The organism is Pseudomonas sp. FW305-70 (assembly GCF_058783925.1).
On sequence record NZ_JBYSYZ010000006.1, the window covers coordinates 22,062 to 48,072 of the forward strand.

Below are 26,011 nucleotides of genomic sequence, written 5' to 3' on the forward strand. Positions count from 1 at the left end.
TAGCGCAATAATAACAACGCACAAAACCTGCTGCCTCTGTAGGAGCGAGCTTGCTCGCGATGGACGTCAACGATAGCGCTGGGTACCTGACACCCCGCGGCGTTCTCGGGTCCATCGCGAGCAAGCTCGCTCCTACACAGGTCAGCCTGCCTGGAGTACCTGCACCATGCCGACCTCGACACCTGCCTTCGCGCACCTGTTCGAACCCCTGGAAATCCGTGGCAAGCGCCTGAAAAACCGCATCATGTCCAGCGGTCACGACACCTCGATGCCCACCGACAATCTGGTCAATGAACAACTGATCGCCTACCACCGGGCACGTGCCGAAGGCGGTGCCGGGCTGATCGTGCTGCAAGTGGCCGGTGTGCACGACAGTGCGCGCTACACCTCCCATGTGCTGATGGCCACCGACGATGCGTGCATCGAGGGCTATCGCAAACTGGCGCAAACCTGCCACGCCCACGGCACCCTGGTGTTGTCCCAGGTGTTCCATCCGGGGCGGGAGATCATGGAGTCCAGCGATGGTCTGCTGGCGGTGGCCTATTCGGCCTCGTCAGTGCCCAACGAACGTTTCCGGGTGATGCCCCGCGCACTCGATCAGGCCATGATCGATGAAATCGTCGCCGGTTATGCCGCTGCCGCCCGCCGCCTGCATCAGGCCGGGATCGATGGCGTCGAAGTGGTTGCCAGCCATGGTTACCTGCCGGCGCAATTCATCAATCCGCGGGTCAACCGGCGCACCGATGGTTACAACGGAGATTTGGAACAGCGCTTGCGTTTCCTGCGCGAAGTCATCGAAGCCGTGCGTGCGGCGACCGACGAGCAGTTCATCATCGGCCTGCGCATCTCTGCCGACGAGCGCGACCCCGAAGGCCTGACCGAAGACGAATCCCTGGCCGCCGTGCAGTCACTGCAAGCGCAGCTCGATTACGTGCACATCGTCGCCGGGACTTCGGCCTCTCTGGGCGGCGCGGTGCATATCGTGCCACCCATGGCGATCGAAGCGGCGTACCTGGCCAAGGAAGCCGGGACGTTCAAGGCCGGTTTGAACATTCCGCTGTTCGTCACCGGGCGCATCAACCAGCCCCAGGAAGCCGAGCTGATTCTGGCTCGCGGCCAGGCCGATGTCTGCGGCATGACCCGGGCGCTGATCTGCGATCCGCAAATGCCCAACAAGACCGACACCGGCCGCGTCGAAGACGTGCGCGCGTGCATTGCCTGTAACCAGGCGTGCATCGGGCACTTCCACAAGGGCTTGCCGATTTCCTGCATCCAGCACCCGGAAACCGGTCGCGAGCTGATCTTCGGCGAACGCCGACAAGCGCCACAACGCAAACGCATCATGATCGCCGGCGGTGGCCCGGCCGGGATGAAAGCCGCCACCGTCGCGGCCCAACGCGGCCATGAGGTGACGTTGTACGAAGCCAGCTCGCAACTGGGCGGCCAGGTGTTGCTCGCGCAATTGCTGCCACGGCGCAGTGAGTTTGGCGGCGCCAGCACCAACCTGCAGCGGGAAATGCAGCTGGCCGGCGTGCGCGTGGTGCGCAACACGCGGGTCGACCGGGCACTGGTGGAGCAGGAAAAACCGGACATGGTGATCGTCGCCACCGGTGCCGAGCCCTACTGGCCAAGCTTCGAGCGTGGCGGTGAATTGCAGGTGGTGGACGCCTGGCAGGTGTTGCGCGACGAGGTACGGATCGGCCGTTCGGTGGTGGTGGTCGACTGGCGCTGCGACTGGATCGGCCCCGGCATCGCCGAGCGCCTGGTTCGTGCCGGGCATCAGGTGCAACTGGCGGTCAACGGCACCCATTGCGGGGAGAACCTGCCGCTGTACGTGCGCGATCAACTGGCCGGCGAGCTGCATAAACTGGGCGTGCCGATCACGCCGTACGCGCGGCTGTATGGCTGCGATGACAACACGGTCTACCTGCAACACACCGCCAGTGGCGAGCCGATGCTGATGGAGAACATCGATACGCTGGTGCTGTGCCAGGGTCACCAACCGGTGGATACCCTGGGTGCCGAGCTGCAAGGGCTGGTGGAGTTTCGTCGCATCGGCGACTGCCTGGCGCCGCGCACCGCCGAAGAAGCGATTTATGAAGGCCTGAAAGTCGCGTGGGAGCTTTAAGGCTGTTTATACTCGGGGGCTTAGACGGCTAACACCATCCCTGTAGGAGCGAGCCTGCTCGCGATGAACCCGAGAACACCGCTGGGTGTCAGGCTTGCAGCGTTATCGTTGGCGACCATCGCGAGCAAGCTCGCTCCTACAGGGATTTGCGCCACTCCTCCCGGTTCGGATTTGACCATGAGCAACAGCAGCACCACACAGCCCGCACCCGGCAACGCCGAACCGCATTTCCTCGGCACGCGCATTCGCGGCCTGCGCAAACGCCGGGGCATGACCCTGGCGGAACTGGCGCAACAGAGCGAACTCACGGCCGGCTACATCAGCCAGCTGGAGCGCAACCTCGCCTACCCGTCGATTCCGGCGCTGTTCAACATTGCCCGCAGCCTCGGTGTCACCATCCAGTGGTTCTTCGCCAGTGAAGCGGTCACCGCCCCCGAAGACGATGGCGTCGTGGTGCGCAAGAACAGCCGCCTGAACGTGCATTACGAAGACGGCATCGTCGACCAGTTGCTGACCCCGCAAGCCAACCGCCAACTGGAAATGCTCCACTCACGGTTCCCGCCCGGCACCTACAGCCAGCAAAGCTACAGCCACGACGGCGAAGAAGCCGGTTTTCTGCTGTCCGGCAGTTTCGAACTGTGGGTTGGCGAGCGCCATTTCCAGCTCAATGAAGGCGACAGCTTCAGCTTTTCCAGCCAGGAGCCGCACCGCTACGGCAACCCCGGCGATGTGGACGCGGTGGTGATCTGGGTGATTACGCCGCCGACGTTTTAACGCCGGCCGCGCCCGATGGGCTGCGCGACACTCGCACGCTTGAGGGTGTCGCTCGGCAGTTCCTTGAACAGCGCGCGATAGCTGCTGGAAAACCGCCCCAGGTGCCAGAACGACCAGTGCATCGCCACTTCAGCCACGGTGGTTTGCGTCGGCGTGCGGCTCAGCAATTCGCGGCGGGCGCTGTTGAGGCGGCGCAAGCGCAGCCATTGGGTCGGCGCCATGCCGGTGTAGGTCTTGAACGCATGCTGCAACTGGCGCAGTGAAACCCCGGCCACCTGGGACAGTTCCAGCAGGTTGAGGTGTTCTTCCGGGGTGTCCGCCGCCCATTCCCCTACCCGCTTCATGATCGCCCGCTCTCCGGCACGGCGCTGCAATGCGCCCTGGTCGAGGCCGACACAGGCGTTGTCGAGAATGAACAGGCAGTCTTCCAGCAATTGCTGGGTCAGCGCTTCGCGGCTCGGTGGATCGTAGGTCTGCGACAGCCGCGTCAGGGTCCCGCTGAGCCAGCGGCAGAACAGCGCATTCTGCTGCGAGTTGAGCGGCGCCATGAACAGCCCTTCGAGCCGGGCGATGTCGAGGCTGTGGCGTTTTACGAACTCCGGCCCGAACACCACGGCGATTTCCTGGTAGTTCTCCGGGGTGATCCAGATGTTGCGACTTTCGCCATTCAATACGTACAGCGCGTTGTCGCCGCGATCGAAACAGAACGACAACGAACCCTGAGGCGCACTGAAATTCTGCTCGACCCGGGTGTTCATCGACTCTTCGTAAATCTCCACGCCCTGCAGATCCAGATAGCGCACCAACCCCGCGAAATGCCCCGGCGACATCTGCTGGTAATGCTGAGTCCAACCCGGTGTGGCGCGGATTTGCTCGGCGACATCGGCGGTGTTGAAGGCTTGGACCTGGAGGGCGTTGGAACCTGTCATGGGATGACCTTACGCACTCTTTTGGTGCGCTTTGTGCTGCTTAAAGTGGATAGATGGAACCGCAAGGGTCGCCCAAGATAGACCTCAACGCGCTACAGGGGAAGTGTCCGGCGGATGAAACCGGTCTCTCCTGGCGTTAATAAAACCAATAACGAGGTCTTTATGAATGTCCCTTTCGATCAGCTGTTCACTTGGCTGAAAGATCACAAGATTACCGAAGTCGAGTGCGTTGTCAGCGACCTGACCGGCATTGCACGCGGCAAAATTGCACCGACCAACAAGTTCCTGCATGAGCGAGGCATGCGCCTGCCGGAAAGTGTCCTTCTGCAAACGGTAACCGGGGACTTTGTCGACGACGACATCTACTACGACCTGCTCGACCCGGCCGACATCGACATGGTGTGCAAGCCGGACGCCGACGCCGTCTACGTGGTGCCGTGGGCCATCGAGCCGACCGCCATCGTGATCCACGACACCTTCGACAAGTTCGGCAACCCGATCGAGCTGTCGCCGCGCAACGTGCTGAAGAAAGTCCTGCAGCTGTACACCGACAAAGGCTGGCGGCCGATTGTAGCGCCGGAAATGGAGTTCTACCTGACCCAGCGCTGCGAAGACCCGGACTTGCCGCTCAAGGCGCCGATGGGCCGTTCGGGCCGTGCCGAAAGCGGTCGGCAGTCGTTCTCCATTGACGCGGCGAACGAATTCGATCCGCTGTTCGAAGATGTCTACGACTGGTGCGAACTGCAAGGCCTGGACCTCGACACGCTGATCCACGAAGACGGCCCGGCGCAGATGGAAATCAACTTCCGTCATGGCAACGCACTGGACCTGGCCGACCAGATCACCGTGTTCAAGCGCACCATGCGTGAAGCGGCGCTCAAGCACAACGTGGCGGCAACCTTCATGGCCAAGCCGGTCGGCGACGAACCTGGCAGCGCCATGCACATTCACCAGAGCGTGGTGGACATTGCCACCGGCCAGCCGATCTTCGCCGATGCCGATGGCAACATGAGCGAGCTGTTCCTGCATCACATCGGTGGCTTGCAGAAGTACATCCCGAAGGTGCTGCCGATGTTCGCGCCGAACGTCAACTCGTTCCGCCGCTTCCTGCCGGACACCTCGGCACCGGTGAACGTCGAATGGGGCGAAGAAAACCGCACCGTCGGCCTGCGCGTACCGACGTCCAGCCCGGACGCCATGCGCGTGGAAAACCGCCTGCCGGGTGCCGACGCCAACCCGTACCTGGCCATCGCCGCCAGCCTGCTGTGCGGTTACCTGGGCATGGTCGAGCGTATCGAGCCGAGTGCCGCGGTACAGGGCCGCGCCTATGAACGTCGCAACCTGCGCCTGCCGATCACCATCGAAGACGCCCTGACCCAGATGGAAGAGTGCGACACCATCAGCCGCTACCTGGGCGGCAAGTTCGTGCGGGGCTATGTCGCGGTCAAACGCGCCGAGCACGAGAACTTCAAGCGCGTGATCAGTTCGTGGGAGCGTGAGTTCCTGATGCTCAGCGTCTGAGGCCTGCGCTCCCACAGGAGGCAAGTGATTACCAAAGAATTGCCTGAAGCATCCAATAATTCCAAGAAGGTATCGATATGCGTCTACTGAAATCCGTGGTCCCGGCCGCACTGGCGGTTCTGTTCAGCGCCGTTGCCCAGGCTCAACCCCAGGTCAGTGTCTACAACTGGACCGACTACATCGGCGAAACCACCCTCGCCGACTTCCAGGCCAAGACCGGGATCAAGGTGATCTACGACGTTTTCGACTCCAACGAAACCCTGGAAGGCAAGCTGCTTGCCGGTCGCACCGGGTATGACGTGGTCGTGCCGTCGAACCACTTCCTCGCCCGCCAGGTAAAGGCCGGCGCGTTCCTCAAGCTCGATCGCGAGCAGTTGCCGAACTTCAAGAACCTGGACCCGAAACTGCTGGCGCTGCTGGAAAAAAACGATCCGGGCAACGCCCACTCGGTGCCCTACCTGTGGGGCACCAACGGCATCGGCTACAACGTCGACAAGGTCAAGGCCGTACTGGGCATCGACAAGATCGACTCCTGGGCCGTGCTGTTCGAACCGGAAAACATCAAGAAGCTCAGCGCCTGCGGCGTGTCGATGATGGACTCGGCGGACGAAGTGTTCCCGGCGGTCCTCAACTACATGGGCATGGACCCGCGCAGCGAAAACCCCGAAGACTTCAAGAAGGCCGAAGCCAAGCTGCTGCAGATCCGCCCGTACATCACCTACTTCCACTCCTCCAAGTACGTCTCGGACCTGGCCAACGGTGACATCTGCGTGGCGTTCGGTTACTCGGGGGACGTGTTCCAGGCCGCCAACCGCGCCAAGGAAGCCAACAACGGCGTGAACATCGCCTACGCCATTCCCAAGGAAGGCGCCAACCTGTGGTTCGACCTGCTGGCCATCCCCGCCGACGCCAGCAATCCGAAAGAAGCCCACGCCTTCATCAACTACCTGCTGGATCCACAGGTGATTGCCAAGGTCAGCGCATCGGTCGGCTACGCCAACCCGAACCCGGCCGCCAAGCAGTACATGGACCCCGAGCTGGTCAGCAACCCCGAGGTGTATCCGCCCCAGGAAGTCCTCGACAAACTCTACATCTCCACCACGCCGCCACAGTCGATCATGCGCCTGATGACCCGCTCGTGGAGCAAAGTGAAGTCCAACAAATGAATCAGTACACCCAGGAACATACCCACTCCTATTACGCAGCGTCCGCCAAGGGCATGAGGCAGCGTCCCGCGCTGGCCTCGGACCTGGTGGCCGATGTCTGCGTGGTCGGTGCGGGTTTCACCGGCATCAACACTGCCATCGAACTGGCCCAGCGCGGGCTCTCGGTGGTCCTGCTGGAGGCCCGGCGGATTGGCTGGGGCGCCAGCGGGCGCAACGGTGGCCAGTTGATACGCGGCATCGGCCATGACGTCAGCGGCTTTGCCAGACATGTGGGCGCCGAAGGCGTGCAGTACCTGGAACAGGCCGGGGTCGAATCGGTGCAAGTCGTGGCCCATCGCATCCGCGAACACGGCATTGATTGCGACCTGCGCTGGGGCTTCTGTGAACTGGCCAACACCCCGGCGCATTTTGCCGGGCTGAAGGCCGAACACGCCCAATTGCTCGAGTCCGGTTACGCCCATCAAACGCGCCTGATCGAACCTGGCCAGATCCGCGAGCAGGTGGTGGACTCCGGCGTTTACGCCGGCGGCCTGGTCGACATGGGCTCGGGGCACCTGCATCCGTTGAACCTGGCACTGGGCGAAGCGCAAGTCGCCGAGTCCCTTGGCGTGCAGATCTTCGAGCAAAGCCCGGTGCTGGAGTTGATCCACGGCAGCACGGTGCAGGTGCGCTGTGCCGGGGGCACCGTGCGTGCGGCCACGCTGGTGCTCGCTTGCAATGCCCACCTGGAAGAGCTGGAACCGAAGCTCAGCGGCAAGGTACTCCCGGCGGGCAGCTACATCATCGCCACCGAACCCTTGTCGGAAGACGCCGCCAGGCAACTGATCCCGCACAACGTCGCGCTGTGCGACCAGAAAGTCGGCCTGGATTACTACCGGCTCTCGGCTGACCGGCGTCTGTTGTTCGGCGGTGCCTGTCATTACTCGGGGCGCGACCCGGCGGACATCGCCGCCTACATGCGCCCGCAGATGCTCAAGGTGTTCCCGCAACTGGCCAAAACGCGCATCGACTATCAGTGGGGTGGCATGATCGGCATCTCGGCCAACCGCTTCCCGCAGGTCGGGCGTCTGAGCCAGCACCCGAACGTGTTCTACGCCCAGGGCTACTCCGGCCATGGCCTGAACGTGACCCACTGGTGCGCGAAGTTGTTGGGCGAAGCGATCCATGCCGGACACAGCAAGGGCTTCGACGTGTTCAGCGCCGTGCCGCACATGACCTTCCCCGGCGGACGCGCCCTGCGCTCGCCGCTGCTGGCCCTTGGCATGTTCTGGTATCGGATGCGGGAAATGCTGGGCTGACACAATTCTCCAGAAAAAGCAGATTCATCCTGTGGGAGCGAGCCTGCTCGCGAAGACGGTTTGGCAGCCAGAGAATGGGCTACCTGACACACCGCTTTCGCGAGCAGGCTCGCTCCCACAATACTTTGGGCAACATCCGGTACGCCCTCCATCCCCTTGTTTCGACTTTCGATTTGCTCAATCGCGAGGCACTTCTATATTGAGGGGGTGCTCTGAACTTCCTGCCTCTTGTTGAGCTTGACCCATGGCAACTACCGATCAGCTGATCATCTGCGAGCACTGCGACAGCGTTTACCAAAAAGTCACGCTCGCCAAACATCAGAAAACCTTGTGTACGCGCTGCGGCGGCGTGCTTCAGCGCTATAACGGCCTCACGGTGGAGCAGCGTCTTGCGTTGACCTTTACCGCGCTGATGCTGTGGATTTTCGCCAATTTCTATCCCGTGATGAGCATCAGCCTCAAAGGCTCGAAGCACAGCGCCACCCTCTGGGACTCGGTGCTGGCCCTGAGCCTGGGGCCTATCACCTTCATCGCCATGGTCGCGGCGATCGCCATGATCATCGCGCCGATCTTCCAGTTGTTGTTGCTGATCTGGGTGCTGGGCTTCGCACTCGCCGGGCAACGCTCACCCGGCTTCAAATTCTGCATGCGCTGGCTGGAAACCCTGAGGCCCTGGAGCATGCTCGAAGTCTGCCTGCTGGGCGCCATGGTCGCCGTGATCAAACTCGCCGGCCTGCTTGATGTGCTGCCCGGCATCGGGTTGTTTGCCCTGGCCGTGTTGAGCCTGATGATGATCCGCATCGCCGGGCGCGACATCCGCGAACTATGGGACATTGTATGAGCACGCCTCCGTACGCCGACGAGCTCAACCTGTGCCTGTGCCACACCTGCGGCCTGGCTTGCGACATGACGGGTGAGCCTCACGAATGCGAGCGTTGCGGTGCGCCGCTGCACCGGCGCAAAACCAATTCGCTGACCCGCACCTGGGCCTACATGATCGCGGCCCTGGTGTTTTACATCCCGGCCAACCTGTTGCCGGTGATGAACACCGAGATGGTCGGCCATGGTGCCGACAGCACGATCATGAGCGGCGTGCTGGAGTTCTGGGAAGCCGGGGCCTGGGACATCGCCCTGATCATTTTCATTGCCAGTATCGCGGTGCCGGGCATCAAGTTCGTCGCCATCACCTTGCTGCTGGTCACCGTGCAGCGCGACAGCGCGTGGGCACGCAAAGAGCGTTCGACGCTGTACCGCTTCGTCGAGGTCATCGGCTACTGGTCGATGCTCGATGTGATAGTCGTGGCCCTGGTGGCATCGCTGGTGAAATTCCAGGCCCTGGCCGACATCGAGCCGCGCCCGGGCATTCTGTTTTTTGGTCTGGTAGTGGTGTTCACCATGCTCTCGGCAATGAGTTTCGATCCACGCATGATCTGGGATAAAGAGCGGGAAAACCCGCACAATGAGGAGGTCACGGATGAAGTCGCAAGCCACTGACGGGCCGCAAGCCCCTGGGCAGGCACCGATCAAGACCCGCCGTTTCAGCGTTTCGCTGGTCTGGATCGTGCCGATCGTCGCGGTGCTGGTGGGTATTTCGCTGGTGGTTCACAGCATTCTGCAGCAAGGCCCGACCATCGTTGTCACGTTCAAGACCGGGAGCGGCCTGACGGCGAATAAAACCGAGGTCAAGTACCGTAATGTGGTGATTGGCCAAGTCTCGGATGTGGAACTGAGCGATGACCAGAAGAGTGTCAACGCCACCATCAAGCTGGCCAAGCAGGCCGAAAGCTTTACCCGCGAGGATTCGCAGTTCTGGGTCGTGCGCCCGCGCATCGGCGCTGGCGGCGTATCCGGCATCGACACCCTGCTGTCGGGCGATTACATCGGCGCCGATATCGGCCAGGCCAACGGCCGGGCGAAACACTTCACGGGGCTGGAAAACCCGCCACCCATCACCTACGGCGAACCGGGCAAGCGTTTCACCCTGTTCACCCATGACCTGGGGTCTCTGGATATCGGCTCCCCGGTCTACTACCGCAAGATCCCGGTAGGTCAGGTGGTGGCCTATGCGCTGGACCCGGATGGCAAAGGCGTGAACATCGAGCTGTTCATCCATGCCCCCAACGACAAGTACGTTACCGAAAACACGCGTTTCTGGAACGCCAGCGGCATTGACGTGAACGTCGGCGCCAACGGTTTTGCGGTCAAGACCGAATCGTTGTCCTCCCTGCTGGTGGGCGGCATTGCCTTCCGCGCACCCGACTACAGCCCTGGCGATAAACCGGCCGCTGCGGAGTACGCCTACGAACTGTTCGACGACCAGCAAACCGCCCTCGCCCCGCCAAACGGCAAGCCGCAATACCTGGCCATGCGTTTCGACCAGGCGATGCGCGGGCTCAAGGTCGATGCTCCGGTGGAATTCCTCGGTGTGGAAATCGGCAAGGTGGTGACGGTCAATCTGGATTACGACGAGAAGAATCGTTCCTTTCCGGTCAACGTCGGCATCGTGATTTACCCGCAACGCCTGGGCAAGGCCCACGAAAAGATGCTCAAGGCGCTCAATCATGACCCCAATGACGAAGCGGGTGGCGTGCGCCTGATGGGCACCTTTATTGATAACGGCCTGCGTGCCCAGGCGCGCACCGGTAATTTCCTGACCGGCCAGTTGTACATTGCCCTGGACTTCTACCCCAAGGCAGAAAAAGTCGCCTTCGATCCAACGGCACGTCCGATCATGATTCCAACCATTGCTGGCAGCCTCGAGCAATTGCAGGAAAAACTCGAAGCCATGGTCGACAAGATCAACAAACTGCCGATCGAGCGAATCGCTGGCAATCTCGATGGCAATCTCGTGGAACTGCGCAAGGGCATGGCGCAATTCAATGGCAAGATCCTGCCTGGCGTGCAAACCACTCTGTCGGACTTCAGCAAGACGCTGGAAACCGCCAACACGACCCTGAAATCCGCCGGTTCGACCTTGGCCGACGACTCGCCGCAACGGGAAAAACTGGATCAGACCCTGGATGAACTGGGACGCACGTCGAGATCCTTGCGTGATCTATCGGATTACCTGGGACGGCATCCGGAATCGCTGCTTCGCGGCCGCCCGAACAATGCCCCGCCCATGGATCTGCAAGGGCCACCGCGCAATTGAGCACAGGAGCAACACCCATGGCTTTTCCGCTGAAATTCACAGTGTTCACCGCGTTGTTGCTGCTCGCCGCTTGCCGCAGTGACCCGATTCAGTTCCACACCCTGACCCCCGCCCAGGTGGGCGATCATTCCAGGACCACCGTCGGGGTGATTCAGGTCGAGACGCTAAGCTTGCCACCCCAGGTCGATCGTGCGCAGATCGTCATTCGCGAGGGCAACAGTGGCCTGGCGATCCTCGAAACCCATTGGTGGGGCGCAACCCTCGTCGACGAATTGAGCAGTGCGCTGGCCGATCAACTGGGCAACAGTCCCGTACAGGGCAGGTATTCGGTGCGGGTCGATGTGCAGCGCTTTGACTCTGTCCCCGGTCAATATGCGCTGATGGACGTGATATGGCGTCTGCGCAGTGCCGAGCCGGGCGACAAGAAACAGGTGATTTGCCGCAGCACCTTGCAAACGCCGTCCGGCGCAAGTGTCGATGAACTGGTACTTGCCCACCAAAACAACATCAAACGCCTGGCCGCGCTGATCAGCCAGGCGGCCACCCGCCCCCAGGCGAGTTGCCCTTCGTCCTGACGGCCATCCATTGCCAGCCAGCTGGCTCCTACAGACGCGGTCTCTTGTAGGAGCTGGCTTGTCGGGTCGCCGCATCGCAGCGATGGTCGTTAACGATAACGCGTGGGATCTGGATGAACGCGGCGCACTGGAGTCCATCGCCAGCAGGCTGGCTCCACAGTAGTTTCAGCGACCCGTTCCTCGGCACACCGGCAATCACCGAGCTATCCTTTCGCAACCCCGATGAACTCCGCGCGGGGCCAGCAGCAACTGGCATCGGGTGATTGAAAAAGCAGTCGTGGGCAGCGTCACATTCTGACCGATGACATCGTTTGATCGAAGAGTCGAACCACAGTGGACGCAGTACTGCTAATCTGAATGAAAATTACATGTATTAACGGTTTTTTGACGTTATTTTCTCATTTGGATCTCTACATTTCCCGCAACTCAAAAAACATGCAAATGATTCGCATTGGTTAACTGGCGTTTCACTGCGCATGACTTTCAAAAAATGCACCAGGAGCAGCCCGCAGAATGATTCCAAAAATCCCTTCGTTCTTGAAAAAAGCCCTGCTGGCCACCGCGTTGCTGAGCGCTGGCCAGGTCTATGCCGCTGACTCCGTCGGCATCGTGGTGTACAACGCGCAACACGCAGGCCTGACCAAGGCCTGGGTCGAGGGCTTTACCCAGGAAACCGGTATCCCTGTCACCTTGCGCAACGGCGATGACACCGAAATGGGCAATCAGATCGTGCAGGAAGGCGCGTCCTCTCCGGCAGATGTATTCCTGACCGAAAACTCCCCGGCCATGGTGCTGGTCGACAACGCCGGGCTGTTCGCACCTGTCGATAAAGCCACACTGGAGCAGGTCGACCCGGCCTATCGTCCGGCCCACGGCAAATGGGTCGGGATCGCCGCGCGTTCCACGGTGTTTGTGTACAATCCGAGCAAACTCTCGGAAACCAACTTGCCGAAATCGATCATGGACCTGGCCGACCCAAGCTGGAAAGGTCGCTGGGGCGCGTCGCCAGGCGGTGCTGACTTCCAGGCCATAGTCGCGGCCATCCTGCAACAAAAGGGTGAAGCCGCCACGCTGGAATGGCTCAAGGGGATGAAAACCAACTACACCAGCTACCGGGGCAACAGCGCGGTACTCAAGGCGGTGAATGCCGGGCAGATCGAAAGCGGTGTGATCTACCACTATTACAGCCTGGTGGATCAGTCCAAGACCGGGGAAAACAGCAAGAACACCGCCCTGCACTATTTCAAGCACAAGGATCCGGGCGCTTTTGTCAGCATCTCCGGCGGCGGCGTCCTCGCTTCCAGCCAACACAAGGAACAAGCCCAGGCGTTCCTCAAGTACATTACCGGCAAGGACGGCCAGGCTGTGCTGAAGAACGGCAAATCGTTTGAATACGCCGTCGGCAAAGGCGCTGAATCCAACCCTAAACTGGTGCCTCTGAATCAGCTCGATGCGCCGACTGTCGATGCTTCAAAACTCGACAGCAAAAAAGCCGTGGAGCTGATGACACAGGCCGGACTGCTCTAATTGATGCCTGAAACCCTGCCTGCGGGGGTCGCCAAGGCGACTCCCGCACCATTGCGTCGACGATCCCGCGGAGTATTCGCCGGGCGTGGCGGTGTATGGGTGATCGGTTTGTCGGTGCTGGTTTCATTACTGGCACTGCTACCGATCGCTTACGTTATCGGCGTGTCCCTGCAGACAGGCTGGTCAACCGTCGTGACCCTGGTGTTCCGCCCTCGGGTCGGTGAGCTGCTGGTCAACACCCTGTTGCTGGTGCTGCTGACGATTCCCTTGTGCGTGGCACTGGGGGTGACGCTGGCATGGCTGACCGAACGCACGAATCTGCCGGGGCGGCGCTGGTGGTCGTTGCTGGCCACCGCACCGCTGGCGGTGCCTGCGTTCGTTCACAGTTACGCCTGGGTCAGCCTGGTGCCACCGATTCACGGCTTGTTTGCCGGTGTCCTGGTCTCGGTCATCGCCTATTTCCCGTTCCTGTATTTGCCGGTGGCGGCCACGTTGCGCCGGCTCGACCCGGCCATCGAAGACGTCGCCGAGTCCATGGGGCTCAAACCCTGGAAGGTGTTTTTCCGTGTGGTGTTGCCGCAATTGCGCCTGGCGATCTGCGGCGGCGCTTTGCTGGTCGGTCTGCACCTGCTGGCCGAATATGGCCTGTACGCCATGATCCGCTTCGACACCTTTACCACCGCGATCTTCGACCAGTTCAAATCGACCTTCAACGGCGCAGCGGCGCACATGCTGGCCAGTGTGCTGGCGCTGTGTTGCCTGGCCATGTTGACGGCCGAGTCCGCCGCCCGGGGTTCGGCACGTTACGCTCGCGTCGGTTCGGGGAGCGCCCGGGAGCAACGGGTCGTGTGCCTGAAACCGGCATCCACCCTGCTCTCGTTGACGCTGCAAATGGTGACCTGTGCCCTGGCCCTGGGCGTGCCCTTGATCACCCTGGGCAAATGGCTGATCGCCGGCGGCGTGGAAGTCTGGGACATGGCCGAGTTGTTGCCTGCTCTGGAACAAACCCTGTTGCTCGGCGTCGCAGGTGCCGCGCTCACAACTTTCGCGGCGATCCCGATTGCCTGGCTGTCGATCCGTTACCCCGGTCGAATGCAACGCGTGCTGGAAAGCTGCAACTACATCACCAGTTCCTTGCCCGGAATCATCGTGGCGTTGGCCCTGGTCACCGTCACGATCCATTTTGCCCGGCCGATTTACCAGACCACCTTCACCGTGTTGCTGGCGTACCTGCTGATGTTCCTGCCCCGCGCCCTGGTCAGCCTGCGCGCCGGCATTGCCCAGGCCCCGGTGGAGCTGGAGAACATCGCCCGCAGCCTTGGCCGTTCGCCAGCCCGGGCACTGTGGCTGGTCACCTTGCGCCTGGCCGCCCCCGGAGCCGCCGCCGGCGCGGCGCTGGTGTTCCTGGCGATCACCAACGAATTGACCGCCACCCTGCTGCTGGCCCCGAACGGCACGCGCACCCTGGCCACCGGATTCTGGGCCATGACCAGCGAAATCGACTACGCCGCCGCGGCGCCCTACGCCTTATTGATGGTTGTGCTGTCGCTGCCGCTGACCGGACTTCTTTATCACCAATCGAAAAAAACGGCTGGCCGATGAACACTCTTGAACTTAATGCCCTCTACAAGTCCTATGGCGCCCATTGCGCGCTGGACAACGTCAGCCTGTCGGTGCCGAGCGGCAGTCGCACGGTCATCGTCGGCCCGTCCGGCTCCGGCAAAACCACCTTGCTGCGTATGATTGCCGGCTTCGAATTCCCCGATTCCGGGCGCCTGTCGCTCAATGGCCAGACCCTGGTCGACGGCACCCACGAAGTGCCGGCCCATCAACGCCTGATCGGCTACGTGCCGCAGGATGGCGCGCTGTTTCCGCACATGACCGTGGCGGCGAACATCGGCTTCGGCTTATCGACCAAGGGCACTGAAAAACAACAACGCGTCGCCGAACTGATGGACAGCGTGGCGCTGGACGCGAAGATGGCCGAGCGCTGGCCTCACGAATTGTCCGGCGGCCAGCAACAGCGCGTGGCCCTGGCCCGGGCATTGGCACAACAACCACGGCTGATGCTGCTGGACGAGCCGTTCTCGGCGCTCGACACCGGATTGCGCGCCGCGATGCGCAAGATGGTCGCGCGGCTGCTGGAAGACGCGGGCGTCACCACCATCCTGGTCACCCATGACCAGAGTGAAGCCCTGTCATTTGCCGACCAGCTGGCGGTGATGCGCCATGGCCGACTGGTACAGTCAGGGCATCCGCTGGACCTTTACCGCTATCCCGAAGACGAACAGACCGCCCTGTTCCTGGGGGATGCCGTGGTGATGCCGGCGCGCATCGAGGCCGGTTGGGCTCATTGCGACCTGGGGCGGATCCCGGTCAACAACCACCGCAACAACAACTCGGCGCAGATCATGCTGCGCCCTGAACAGCTGCAATTGGCCAGTATCCTTCCCGGCGACCCGCAAGCCGATGGTTGCCGGGCCGTGGTCACCGATCGGGATTTCAGTGGCAACACTTGCACGCTGACGGTAGAACTCCAGTCATTGACCAGCCGCGAGCAACCGGGCCGATCACTGCTGGTGCGCAGTTCCGGCATGTACGCACCACCCGCCGGCAGCGCGGTTCAGGTCTCGACCATTGGCCACGCCCATGTGTTGAGCGAGCTGTAATCGTTCACAGGTCGAAACGATCCACTGCCCGACGCCGCTCGTTGTCGTCGCGCACATCGTAGTTGGCCGTAGTCTGAATGTTGCTGTGGTGCGCCAGTTTCTGCGCAATCGACAAGTCATGCTCTTCGATCACCCGGGTAATGAATGAACGCCGGAAGTCGTGGGGCATGATTTTCACTCCGACCTGCGCGCCCCGTTGCCGGGCGATGTAGTAGATCGCATGTTTGGTGATGCGCTCACGGGTGATATGGCTGCCACGGCGAATGCGATTGAACAGGAACGGATCGTCCGGTTCGCCTTCCTTGAGCAGGGAGCGGCGCAGTTCAAGCCAGGCTTGCAGTTTGGCGAAAGCCCAGGCCGGCGCGTACTTGATCAACTGCTTGTTGCCCTTGGCCGTCACCTGCAGGCTGCGCTGGGTGAAGTCGACCTGATTCAGCTCCAGGTTCACCGATTCGGACTTGCGCATTCCCGAGCCGTACAAAATCCCGATGATCGCCGCATCCCGCAAGCCTTGTGGCCGCGGATCGGCGGCGCAAACGGCCATCAGTTCCTGGATCAGCGTACGCCTGAGGTTGCGTCCCTGGGACAGCCGTGTACCGGCGATGCCCTTCACCGAGCGCATCTTCAACAGGTGCTCCTGCGAGATCAGGCTCATGCGCCACGCTTCGTTCATCACCCCGCGCACCGCGTTGACATACAGTGAAGAGGTGTTCGGTGCATAGCCGTCTGAACGCAATGTGGCCACCAGTGCGATCACGTCTTCGGGCTGCAGGTTGTGCCAGGGGATCTCCTCGATATCGCAGTCTTCGAAGCCCAGGCGGTCGGCGGCGTCCTGCAGCACGTAGCGCATGGTCAGCTGACTGGAGGGTGCCAGCCGCGCCAGATACAGGGTCAGCGGATTGGTGAGGGGCGTGCGAGAATCAATTACAGGTAAGTCAATCAAACGAAACGGCCTTGAATGAAAACAGGTCAAAGAAGCAGCTAAGAAGAGAAATAACGATCATATAAAAGACATTGGTTCTGTAGAACTTTTCCTAAAACACCATCAACGCGGGAAGTCTGAACAGCAGATTAAATAGCCTTCAGATAAACGATTCCCCCACCGCTTTTCATGTCCCTTTCACAAAATCGGGCATAACCTCCCATGAAGTCGAAGCAACCCGAATGGACGTCCAACCTGCCGCCCACGGCGAAAAAAGTCAACCGAAGCAGTTTTTTACCGCCGACCGGTAACTATCTGATTTGATGCAGGTTCTGATATCGAAGCGGCGATCACGCCGTGCACCAAAGCCATCATCCCGGTGCATTACGCCGGTGCGGCATTCGATCTCGATCCGCTTTACGCCCTCGCCGACAAACACGGCATTGCCGTGATCCAAAACGCCGCCCACGCCGCAGTTACTCAGCCAGAGCGTCAGATTGCCGAGCAACGACCTGGGCGCCGCTTCGGCGTTGTCCTGGCGGATGAAACGGCCGCACGTGGCTTTTTTCAACGCGATAAGCAAATTGAAATATGGCCTTGCCTATCCTGCTGACCTGCCTGGGCCTGGGTCTGGGTCTGCTGGTCGCCAGCGTACCGCTGTTCATCGAAGCGTCCAGCCTTACAAAGAGCCCAGGCGTGGCATTGGTCATCCTCCGCGTCATCACCATCAATTCCCGACCTGCTCGTGCGCCCGAACAAAGGAGTGCCCCATGAAAATCAGTGTGTTTGGTAGCGGCTATGTTGGCCTGGTGCAGGCCGCGGTACTGGCGGAAGTCGGCCACGACGTGATCTGCATGGACGTTGACGAGAAAAAAGTCGAACTGCTCCAACAGGGCCACGTGAGTATTTTCGAACCCGGCCTGGCCAGCCTGGTACGCGAAGGTCTTGACGCCAAACGGTTGCAGTTCACCAGCGACGAAAGATTAGCGGTCCAGCACGGCCAGGTGCTGTTCATCGCGGTCGGCACACCGTCCCGGGAAGACGGCTCGGCAGACTTGCGCTACGTGATGTCGGTGGGCGAAGCGGTAGCACGGTATCGCGAACAGCCGGCGATCCTGGTGGAGAAATCCACCGTCCCGGTCGGCACCGGCGACGCCTTGCGCTCACACATCGACAAATGTCTGCTCAGTGTCGGGCGGTTATTGCAGTTCGATATCGTCTCGAACCCGGAGTTCTTGAAAGAAGGTTCGGCCGTGGCCGACTGCCGACGCCCGGACCGTATCGTCATAGGCTGTGAACGCGATGAAGTGCGTGACGTGATGCGTGACCTGTACTCCCCCTTCAACCGCAACCACGAACGCATCATGTTCATGGGCCTGCGCAGCGCCGAACTGACCAAATACGCCGCCAACTGCATGCTGGCGACCAAGATCAGCTTCATCAACCAGATCGCCGAACTGGCCGAACACCTGGGTGCCGACATCGAATCGGTACGCCTGGGCATCGGCGCCGACTCGCGTATCGGCTACCACTTCATCTATCCCGGTTGCGGCTACGGTGGCTCGTGCTTCCCCAAGGACATGCGCGCCCTGATCCACAGCGCCGAAGAGGCCCATTGCTCCAGTGACCTGCTGCAGGCAGTGGAAGCCATCAACGAGCGGCAAAAGCACAAGCTGTTCGAGCGCATCAACGCGTTCTACCGGGGCGATTTGCGTGGCAGGACCTTTGCCGTCTGGGGCCTGGCCTTCAAACCCAATACCGACGACATGCGCGATGCACCGAGCCGTGTGTTGCTCGAATCGTTGTGGGCCGCCGGGGCGAATGTCCGCGCGTTCGATCCCGAAGCCATGCAGGAAACCCAGAAGCTGTATCCGGATGAGTCGAAACTGATGCTCATGGGCACGCCTGAGTCGGTCTTGTCCGGCGCCGATGCATTGATCATCTGCACCGAATGGCAACAGTTCAAGGCGCCGGACTTCGAGTTTATCCGCCAACGCCTCAACACGCCGGTGATCTTCGATGGCCGCAACCTGTACGACGCGGACCGACTGGCACGCATCGGATTTACCTACTTCCCGATCGGTCGGGGTGAGTCGCACAAATTGCCGATGCCTTACCAGCAATGGCTGGCCGAATCAGTGGTCGCTTAAACCTCATGCTCCCGGCTGTTTGTCTCGCGAAAGCTGGCATCGGCGCTGCTGGTGCCTGGCGCCGTTGCGTTGTCAGGCTCACGGGAAGCCGGGCCGGCCTTGCGCTTGCAGCGTAGCGGGCGATTCGACGGGAATGACTGGGTGTTGCTGAACTGCCAGTAAATTGCATAGCAACGAGCGAGTGTCCGACTGCTAGAGTAGCGCGCACGATTGGCCTGATGCCGACCCGATCGAATAAGGATATTCACGCTGTGACCACCTACTCCCCCCTCATCCGCCGCCTGCTGATCTGCTCGCTGACCATCGTTGTCAGCCGCGCCATCACCAGCCCGTTACTCACGTTGTTCGTCAGCGACAAACTTGGCCTCAACCAACAGGACGTTGGTCTGCTGCTCGGCATTGCGGTGTTCGTCGCCACCCTGCTCTCCCTCTACGGCGGCTACATCATCGATCGCTTCGAAAAACGCCGATTGCTCGTGCTGGCGATGGCGTCCAGCGCGGTCGGCCTGGTGTTGCTGACCTTTGCCGAAAACCTCTACCTGACCACGATCACCCTGATCGTCACCGAAACCGCCTCGGCACTGTTCCTGATCGGTTCGAAAGCGATCCTCAGCGACAACCTGCCCGTGGGCCAGCGGGCCAAGGCATTTTCCTTGAGCTATACGCTGACCAACATTGGCTACGCGGTCGGGCCGATGCTTGGCGTGCTGATTGCTGGTGCCTTTGCCAGTGCGCCATTTCTGATCGCGGCGGCCATCGCTTTTTTCAGTATTTTCCTGATGACCGGCATTCCCGCGGATCCGGGCAAAGTGGCTCCTGCGGGTCAAGCGCAGAGTTTTCTGAAAACCCTGATCACCCTGAAAAACGACCGCACCCTGATCATGTTCACCGCCGGTTGCCTGCTCAGCACCGTGGTGCACGGGCGATTTACCTTTTACCTGTCGCAATACCTGCTGGTGACCAGTAATCCCCGGCACACCATGGAAATCATGGCCGCCCTGCTCGCCTGCAACGCCATCAGCGTGATCCTGTTGCAATACCAGGTCGGGCGTTTTCTCAAACGTGAACAATTGCGCCAGTGGATTGTGGCCGGCACCGGCCTGTTCATTCTCGGCCTGATCGGTTTCAGCCTGGCGGACAGCCTGGTGAGCTGGTGCGTGGCAATGTTCATCTTCACCCTGGGTGAAATCATCATTTACCCGGCCGAGTTTCTCTTTGTCGACACCCTGGCTCCGGAAGCACTGCGCGGCAGTTACTACGGCGCGCAAAACCTGGCTGCGCTGGGTGGCGCGGTGAGCCCGGTGATTTGCGGCTTCATGCTGATGCACAGCCCGGCGCCGACGATGTTTTATGCCTTGAGTGCACTGGCTGCGCTGGGTGGCCTGCTCTGCTACATGAGTGGCCGACGGGGCCACTTAAAGCAAAATTAATGCACTGAAAGCTCATTAATATGAATTTGTCAGTAGCTGGATTGAACGGCACACTGTGCCTGTTCCTCCCCCAACAGTTGGAACACCTTCAAGGGCTTTCTGGGTTTGCCAGCTAAGCCCTTTTTTTACCTCGAGTTTTTCTGCCGGAGTTTTCTCGCAATGCTTGCCCGCTGGTTGCCCGTCGCCATCAACACCCGCCCCACCGAATGGAGCCGCGCCGCCATCGGCATGGCCTTGGGCACGCTGCTCAGCGTCTGGCTCTGTAGCCTGGTGTTTGGCATTGAGGTGGCCCAGCACCTGATCGGCCCGCTGGGGGCGTCTGCGGTGCTGTTGTTTGCCGTGTCTTCGGGAGCGCTCGCCCAACCCTGGTCGATTCTGGGTGGCTACTTGTGCGCCGCAGTGATTGCGCTGCTGGTGGCCCATGTGTTGGGCCGAACCCTGGGGAGCGCCTGTCTGGCGGCGGGCATGGCAGTGTTGCTGATGTGTTGGTTACGGTGCCTGCATCCACCGGCCGGGGCATTGGCCCTGACCCTGGTGCTGGCCGATCCGGTGACCATTGCCATGGACTGGAAAGCCATTGAGCCGGTCATGCTCAGCGCAACGACGATGCTGCTCTGCGCCCTCGCCTACAACAACCTGACCCGCGTTCGTTACCCCAAGGGCAGCAGCGAACCGGCCGTCATGATCCCGGCCGATCACCCGCCCGTCGACAGTCAGGCCATCACCGCCGAAGACCTGAAACTGGCGCTGGCGGACATGGAAGCCTTCTATGACGTCACGCCCGAGGACCTCGAACAGCTGATCCAGGCCAGCCAATTGCACGCCAAACGCCGCAGCGTCACCGAGGTGTTCGCCCCGCGTCCGTAAGCCCCTGTTCTGGTGGAACTTTTGCCGTGGCCGGGCGGTTCTGGCATCCTGCGCCTCCATTTTCTGACCCGGCCCGCCTTCTGGCACGCAAACCACCATGACCGCCTCCGAAAAAGCCCCCGCGCCCCGTAACACTGATCTGATCTACGGCCTCGATGACCGTCCGCACCTGACCGCCACCGTCTTCGCCGCCCTGCAACACGTGCTGGCGAGTTTCGTCGGCATCATCACCCCGACGCTGATCATGGGCAGCGCCCTGGGCCTGCAAAGCGAAATTCCCTATCTGATCAGCATGGCGCTGTTCGTCTCGGGCCTGGGCACCTTCGTCCAGGCGCGGCGCTTTGGCCCGGTGGGTTCGGGCCTGTTGTGCCTGCAAGGCACCAGTTTCTCGTTCATCAGTGTGATTCTCAGCGCCGGCTTCATGGTCAAGGCCCGGGGCGGTGGCACCGACGAGATTCTCTCGACCATCTTCGGCGTGTGCTTTTTTGCCGCGTTCATTGAAGTGGTGTTGAGCCAGTTCATCGGCAAACTGCGCATGCTGATCACCCCGGTGGTGACCGGGACGATCATCACGCTGATGGGGTTGTCGCTGATCAAGGTGGCGATGACCGACATCGCCGGCGGCTTCGGCGCCCAGGACTTGGGGGCTGCCAGTCACCTGGCCCTGGCGGCGCTGGTACTGGGAACCATCGTGGTGTTGAACCGGGTCGACGTGCCGTTTCTGCGCCTGGGGGCGATTGTCATCGGCCTGACCCTCGGTTACGGGGTGGCCTGGCTCATGGGCCAGGTGGATTTCAACGGCCTGCCCGACGTCCCGCTGATGAGCGTACCGGTGCCTTTCAAGTACGGTTTTTCCTTCGACTGGGTGGCGTTCATTCCGGTGGCGGTGATCTTCCTCGTTTCGCCATTGGAGGCCGCCGGTGACCTCACGGCCAACTCGATGATTTCCCGGCAACCGGTCAAAGGCCCGGTGTACATACGCCGGATCAAGTCCGGCCTGCTCGCCGATGGCCTCAACTCGGCCATGGCGGCGGTGTTCAACAGCATGCCAATGGTGACCTTCGCCCAGAACAACGGGGTGATCCAGCTCACGGGCGTGGCCAGTCGTTACGTGGCGTTTTTCATTGCCGGATTGCTGGTGGTGCTGGGCCTGTTCCCGATGATCGGCGCGGTACTGCAATTGATGCCCAAACCGGTGCTGGGGGGCGCGGAACTGGTGATGTTCGGCACCGTCGCCGTGGCCGGGATCAAGATTCTCGCCGAGGCCGGCCTGCATCGGCGCAACATGCTGATCGTGGCGATTTCCATCGGCATGGGCCTGGGGGTGGCCGCCGTGCCGGAAGTCTTGCGTGAACTGCCCAAGGCCCTGCACAACATTTTCGAATCGCCCATTACTGTCGGCGCGCTGTGCGCTATCGTTCTTAATATCTTCCTGCCTGAGGAGTTCATCGAGCTGGAGGAGGACGAGTTCGATCCAGAGGCCTCTGTGCTTCAGGTGATGCAGAACCCCGATGTGATCACCAGGGATGAACCCGCAAAGGCTGCGGTGGTCGCACCGTAAATCCGCCGGACGGGCTCAGGGGCTGAGCCGGTGGCGGTACAGCCCTTTTCAGATGAGAGCACGTCCATGCGCAGCGTTCACGCGGTCCTGATTTCCCTCCTGCTCTGCCTGAGCGCCTGTTCCTCGCTGCCCAATCGAGACCCGCTGAAAATCAACGTCGTGGGTATCGAGCCCCTGCAGGGCGAGGGCATGGAAGTACGCTTTGCCGTGACAATCCGCGTGCAGAACCCCAATGACAACAACCTCACCTACAACGGCGTCGCCCTGGATCTGGACATCAACGGCCAGCCATTTGCCTCGGGCGTCAGCGATCAGAGGGGCGAGATCGGGCGTTTTTCCGACACCGTCGTGAGCGTGCCGGTCAGTGTTTCGGCATTTTCCTTCATCCGCCAGACCTATGGCATCAGCCAGATGAAAACCCTCAACAACATGCCTTATATCCTGCGCGGCAAGCTCTCGGGCGGGGTGTTCAACACGAAGCGTTTCGTCGACAGCGGTACCCTCAATCTGCCGGGATCGACCACTGGCAGTCGCTAGCGAGAGAGGGTCAGGCTGGCGCTGAATTTACTCGACGTCATTGAGAATCAGGCTGCGGTAATGCCCCGGATTTGACCCCGACCACTTGCGAAAGGCCTTGTAGAACGAACTGGTGTCAGCGAACCCGAGCCGTGTGGCGATTTCGCTGAAGCTGATCGCCGGCTCGGCCAGCCAGACGATCGCCAGTTCCTTGCGCACGCTGTCCTTGAGACCTTGATAGGTTTGCCCTTCTTCGGCCAGCCGGCGACGCAAGGTCGATGCCGACATGCACAGGCGTTGCGCCAGGGCCTCGGTTTCCGGCCAGTGCTCGGCCGGCAGGTGACGCAGATCGTGTTTGATACGGTTGGCCAGGCTCTGCGGATCACGGTATTTCACCAGAATGTTCGCCGGCGCGTGGGCCAGGAATCGCTTGAGCTCTTCGGGGCTGCGCTTGATCGGCAAATCCAGGCAATCGGCGGAGAAAATCATCCGCGTGCGCGGACGGTCGAAACGCAGGTTCTCGGAAAACATCACCTGATAATCATCGCAGAAATCCGGTTTCGAACAGCGCAGCTCAATGGCCAGAATCGGAATCCGCCGCCCTGCCAGCCAGCAGGCAACGCCGTGGACAATCATCCAGTAGGTGAAATAGGTGAAGGCCCGGCGTGGCTCTTTGTCGTCTTCGAGCAGGACGATTTCCGCCAGGCTTTGCTGACGCACCAACTGCGCCGGCAGGTGTTCGAGGATCAACGACAGAAACGCCAGGCCGCCAGCCAGTCCCGCCGCCACGTTGGGTTGGAGCATGGCGCTGCGGCACAGGAATGCGAAGCTGCCGGATTTGAGTTTGCGTGGGTCCATGCCAAAAAACTCGTCATCCCCACGCCGTGCCAGCAGCCGCCACAGGCGCGCATAAGCGGTGGCTGGAACCCGGGCGCCGCAATTGCCCAACAGCTGTGGGTCGATGCCAACCTTGATCAACACCTCGTCCTTGTCGATGTCTGGCGCACAGCTTTGCAACAGTGCTTCACGCACCAGTTGGATGGAGATGGTGTCTTTTTCCGACATGGATTGCGGCAAGCCCTGTTCTTGTTCGAGTGGGGGGCATATTAGCTGAAACCACCCATTGAACGCAGATCCCCTGTACGAGCGAGCTTGCTCGCGAAAGCAGTGTGCCTGTCGTTGATGTACTGAAAGTGAAAACGCCTTCGCGGGCAAGCCCGCTCCCACAGGTTATTCAGCGAACACAGAGTTTGTGTACGACAAAGATCCTTGTGGGAGCGGGCTTGCCCGCGAAGGCGTCAGTCGCCGCAGGCTGCGACCTTTTGATTTTAATCTTTAAAGAATCCGGTAAAGCAGCCGCTCGATCCGCACACGACTCACGCGCTTGAGGAACTTGGCCACGCCCACCGGGTATTCGGCGAGGGTTTCCAGGTTCTGGAAGTGCTCGATTCGCCGCGTGTGCTGGAAAATCTCCGCCAGTTCCTGACGGCGCGGCTCCAGCCATTCGCCGTGCGGATCATCGATCAACAAGGCGTTTTCCAGATCGAGCCGGAACGCCCGCGGGTTGAGGTTGTTGCCGGTCAGCAAGGTATAGCGCCGGTCGATCCACATGCCCTTGAGGTGATAGGTGTTGTCACCATCAAGCCACAGGTGCAGGTTCAACTGACCGCTGTCGATGTTGCGCTGATGACGCTTGGCAAAACGGCGCAAGCTGATTTCGTACAGGTACGGCAGCGCCGAAATGACCCGGAACGGTTCGCTCGGCGCAATGTAGAAGTCATTGGCCGTCTTGTCACCGACCACAATATCGATCTTCACCCCACGGGCCAGTGCGCGGTTGATCTCGCGGATGATCGCCAACGGCAGGTTGAAGTACGGCGTGCAAATGGTCAGCTGCTGCTGGGCGCTGGCGATCAGCTCGCAGATCACCCGGTTCAGCGGATTGTTCTTGCCGACGCCGAGCAACGGGCTGACGGACAGACCGGTCCGGTCGGTGGTGCCTTGCGTGGTGTCGTACGCCGCGTGCTTGAGCCGGCTGCGCAGGTCGCCGATGTCATTGCGCAGGCTGCGGGTCGTCGGCAGGTTCGGCAGGTCGAGGCGGTGCACCGCTTTGGAGGCCACCAGGCCGTGCTGCACCAGGTGCTGCATCGAATCGGCCAGTTCGCGATTGTGCAGCACGTGATAACGGTCGTAGCGGTACTTGTCGAACTTGTGCAGGTAGACGTTGTTCAGGCTCGCGCCGCTGTAGATCACGCAGTCATCGATCACGAAGCCTTTGAGGTGCAGCACACCGAACAGTTCGCGGGTTTGCACCGGGACGCCATAGATCGGCACTTCACTTGCGTGGGTGCGGGTCATTTCCTGGTACCAGGCCGAGTTGCCCGGTTGCTTGCCGGCACCGATCAGGCCGCGCTGGGCGCGCAGCCAGTCGACGACGACCACCACGTCCAGCTCCGGACGCGCCAGTTTGGCCGCGTGCAAGGCATCGAGAATTTCCTGGCCAGCTTCATCCTGTTGCAGGTACAGCGCAACGATGTAAATGCGCCGGGTCGCACTGGCGATTTTCTCCAGCAGGCAACGGCGGAATTCGGCAGCGCCGGAGAGGATGCCGACGGCATCGGCCGTCAGCGGAAAACTGCGCAGCTTGGGCAGCAGGGAACGTTTGAAAAGCGACGGCATAGGGCTCGCAATGGGTCGAATCCGAAGAACCTGAGAGCTTACACCATCGCTGGGGTCGGGTCTTGTTACTGTCTGTAATGCCCTATTCGCGAGCAAGCCCGCTCCCACAGGGGAACGCATTTCAAATGTGGGAGCGGGCTTGCTCGCG

Annotated in this window: 21 protein-coding genes and 2 pseudogenes; 19 read left to right on the forward strand and 4 right to left on the reverse strand. The window is 61.1% G+C overall.

Translation table 11 applies throughout. From position 1 onward, the window contains the following. The first annotated feature begins 166 nt into the window (after positions 1-166). On the forward strand, positions 167-2,128 hold the full coding sequence (locus AC3WN7_RS06685) for an oxidoreductase (protein WP_102673542.1): 1,962 nt from the start codon (positions 167-169) through the stop codon (positions 2,126-2,128). Positions 2,129-2,305: 177 nt separating this feature from the next. Beyond that, positions 2,306-2,902 (forward strand): cupin domain-containing protein, encoded by a 597-nt coding sequence (locus AC3WN7_RS06690; RefSeq protein ID WP_095967093.1) that lies wholly within the window; start codon positions 2,306-2,308, stop codon positions 2,900-2,902. Here AC3WN7_RS06690 and AC3WN7_RS06695 read toward each other — a convergent pair. Beyond that, the gene (locus tag AC3WN7_RS06695) at positions 2,899-3,831 is read right to left on the reverse strand and encodes a helix-turn-helix domain-containing protein (RefSeq protein ID WP_102673543.1); all 933 of its coding nucleotides are present in this window, start codon (positions 3,829-3,831) and stop codon (positions 2,899-2,901) included. The genes AC3WN7_RS06690 and AC3WN7_RS06695 overlap by 4 nt on opposite strands. A 162-nt stretch (positions 3,832-3,993) precedes the next feature. Between AC3WN7_RS06695 and AC3WN7_RS06700 the strand changes: the two genes are divergently transcribed. The 10 genes from AC3WN7_RS06700 (at position 3,994) to AC3WN7_RS06745 (ending at position 15,738) form a co-directional block, all read left to right on the forward strand. Then, complete coding sequence (locus tag AC3WN7_RS06700; RefSeq protein WP_102673544.1) at positions 3,994-5,352, forward strand: glutamine synthetase family protein; 1,359 nt, start codon at positions 3,994-3,996, stop codon at positions 5,350-5,352. A gap of 77 nt (positions 5,353-5,429) precedes the next feature. Then, the gene (locus AC3WN7_RS06705; RefSeq protein WP_102673545.1) at positions 5,430-6,518 is read left to right on the forward strand and encodes a polyamine ABC transporter substrate-binding protein; all 1,089 of its coding nucleotides are present in this window, start codon (positions 5,430-5,432) and stop codon (positions 6,516-6,518) included. Beyond that, entirely contained in the window at positions 6,515-7,816 is a 1,302-nt protein-coding gene (locus AC3WN7_RS06710; RefSeq protein WP_102673546.1) for an NAD(P)/FAD-dependent oxidoreductase, read from the forward strand. The genes AC3WN7_RS06705 and AC3WN7_RS06710 overlap by 4 nt, the downstream gene beginning before the upstream one ends. 244 nt (positions 7,817-8,060) lie before the next feature. Further along, positions 8,061-8,657, forward strand: a complete 597-nt coding sequence (locus tag AC3WN7_RS06715) for a paraquat-inducible protein A (RefSeq protein ID WP_015095268.1) — start codon at positions 8,061-8,063, stop codon at positions 8,655-8,657. Further along, a complete protein-coding gene (locus tag AC3WN7_RS06720) occupies positions 8,654-9,310 on the forward strand; it encodes a paraquat-inducible protein A (protein WP_015095269.1) in 657 nt (218 codons plus the stop codon). Before AC3WN7_RS06715 ends, AC3WN7_RS06720 begins: the two co-directional genes overlap by 4 nt. Beyond that, positions 9,291-10,967 (forward strand): PqiB family protein, encoded by a 1,677-nt coding sequence (locus tag AC3WN7_RS06725; protein ID WP_102673548.1) that lies wholly within the window; start codon positions 9,291-9,293, stop codon positions 10,965-10,967. The genes AC3WN7_RS06720 and AC3WN7_RS06725 overlap by 20 nt, the downstream gene beginning before the upstream one ends. 17 nt (positions 10,968-10,984) lie before the next feature. Next, positions 10,985-11,542, forward strand: a complete 558-nt coding sequence (locus tag AC3WN7_RS06730) for a PqiC family protein (protein ID WP_095967086.1) — start codon at positions 10,985-10,987, stop codon at positions 11,540-11,542. A gap of 513 nt (positions 11,543-12,055) precedes the next feature. Then, the gene (locus AC3WN7_RS06735) at positions 12,056-13,069 is read left to right on the forward strand and encodes an iron ABC transporter substrate-binding protein (RefSeq protein WP_095967085.1); all 1,014 of its coding nucleotides are present in this window, start codon (positions 12,056-12,058) and stop codon (positions 13,067-13,069) included. 3 nt (positions 13,070-13,072) lie between these two features. Beyond that, on the forward strand, positions 13,073-14,671 hold the full coding sequence (locus AC3WN7_RS06740) for an ABC transporter permease (RefSeq protein WP_095967084.1): 1,599 nt from the start codon (positions 13,073-13,075) through the stop codon (positions 14,669-14,671). Continuing rightward, a complete protein-coding gene (locus AC3WN7_RS06745) occupies positions 14,668-15,738 on the forward strand; it encodes an ABC transporter ATP-binding protein (protein ID WP_095967083.1) in 1,071 nt (356 codons plus the stop codon). Before AC3WN7_RS06740 ends, AC3WN7_RS06745 begins: the two co-directional genes overlap by 4 nt. A 4-nt stretch (positions 15,739-15,742) precedes the next feature. On the opposite strand, the gene AC3WN7_RS06750 is transcribed toward AC3WN7_RS06745, so the two are convergent. Then, complete coding sequence (locus tag AC3WN7_RS06750; RefSeq protein WP_095967082.1) at positions 15,743-16,681, reverse strand: site-specific integrase; 939 nt, start codon at positions 16,679-16,681, stop codon at positions 15,743-15,745. 316 nt (positions 16,682-16,997) lie between these two features. On the opposite strand from AC3WN7_RS06750, the pseudogene AC3WN7_RS06755 reads away from it, so the two are divergent. The 7 genes and pseudogenes from AC3WN7_RS06755 to AC3WN7_RS06785 form a co-directional block, all read left to right on the forward strand. Beyond that, a pseudogene (locus AC3WN7_RS06755) lies at positions 16,998-17,141 on the forward strand (DegT/DnrJ/EryC1/StrS family aminotransferase); the annotation flags it as partial. A gap of 155 nt (positions 17,142-17,296) precedes the next feature. After that, positions 17,297-17,434, forward strand: a pseudogene (locus AC3WN7_RS06760) (4-amino-4-deoxy-L-arabinose-phosphoundecaprenol flippase subunit ArnF); the annotation flags it as partial. Then, positions 17,431-18,810 (forward strand): UDP-glucose dehydrogenase family protein, encoded by a 1,380-nt coding sequence (locus AC3WN7_RS06765; RefSeq protein ID WP_102673549.1) that lies wholly within the window; start codon positions 17,431-17,433, stop codon positions 18,808-18,810. The pseudogene AC3WN7_RS06760 and the gene AC3WN7_RS06765, both read left to right, overlap by 4 nt. 251 nt (positions 18,811-19,061) lie before the next feature. Next, the gene (locus tag AC3WN7_RS06770; protein ID WP_102673550.1) at positions 19,062-20,240 is read left to right on the forward strand and encodes an MFS transporter; all 1,179 of its coding nucleotides are present in this window, start codon (positions 19,062-19,064) and stop codon (positions 20,238-20,240) included. A gap of 159 nt (positions 20,241-20,399) precedes the next feature. Then, positions 20,400-21,107: an HPP family protein gene (locus AC3WN7_RS06775; RefSeq protein ID WP_102673551.1), complete on the forward strand. Its 708-nt coding sequence runs from the start codon at positions 20,400-20,402 to the stop codon at positions 21,105-21,107. 97 nt (positions 21,108-21,204) lie between these two features. Beyond that, on the forward strand, positions 21,205-22,668 hold the full coding sequence (locus AC3WN7_RS06780) for a nucleobase:cation symporter-2 family protein (RefSeq protein WP_102673552.1): 1,464 nt from the start codon (positions 21,205-21,207) through the stop codon (positions 22,666-22,668). 66 nt (positions 22,669-22,734) lie between these two features. Beyond that, complete coding sequence (locus AC3WN7_RS06785) at positions 22,735-23,205, forward strand: LEA/WHy family protein (RefSeq protein WP_102673553.1); 471 nt, start codon at positions 22,735-22,737, stop codon at positions 23,203-23,205. Between the two features lie 27 nt (positions 23,206-23,232). Here AC3WN7_RS06785 and AC3WN7_RS06790 read toward each other — a convergent pair whose 3' ends face one another. Together AC3WN7_RS06790 and pssA are read right to left on the reverse strand one after the other, a co-directional pair. Further along, complete coding sequence (locus AC3WN7_RS06790) at positions 23,233-24,249, reverse strand: AraC family transcriptional regulator (protein ID WP_102673554.1); 1,017 nt, start codon at positions 24,247-24,249, stop codon at positions 23,233-23,235. A 270-nt stretch (positions 24,250-24,519) separates the two neighbouring features. Beyond that, the gene (gene pssA / locus AC3WN7_RS06795) at positions 24,520-25,863 is read right to left on the reverse strand and encodes a CDP-diacylglycerol--serine O-phosphatidyltransferase (protein WP_102673555.1); all 1,344 of its coding nucleotides are present in this window, start codon (positions 25,861-25,863) and stop codon (positions 24,520-24,522) included. Positions 25,864-26,011 lie beyond the last annotated feature (148 nt).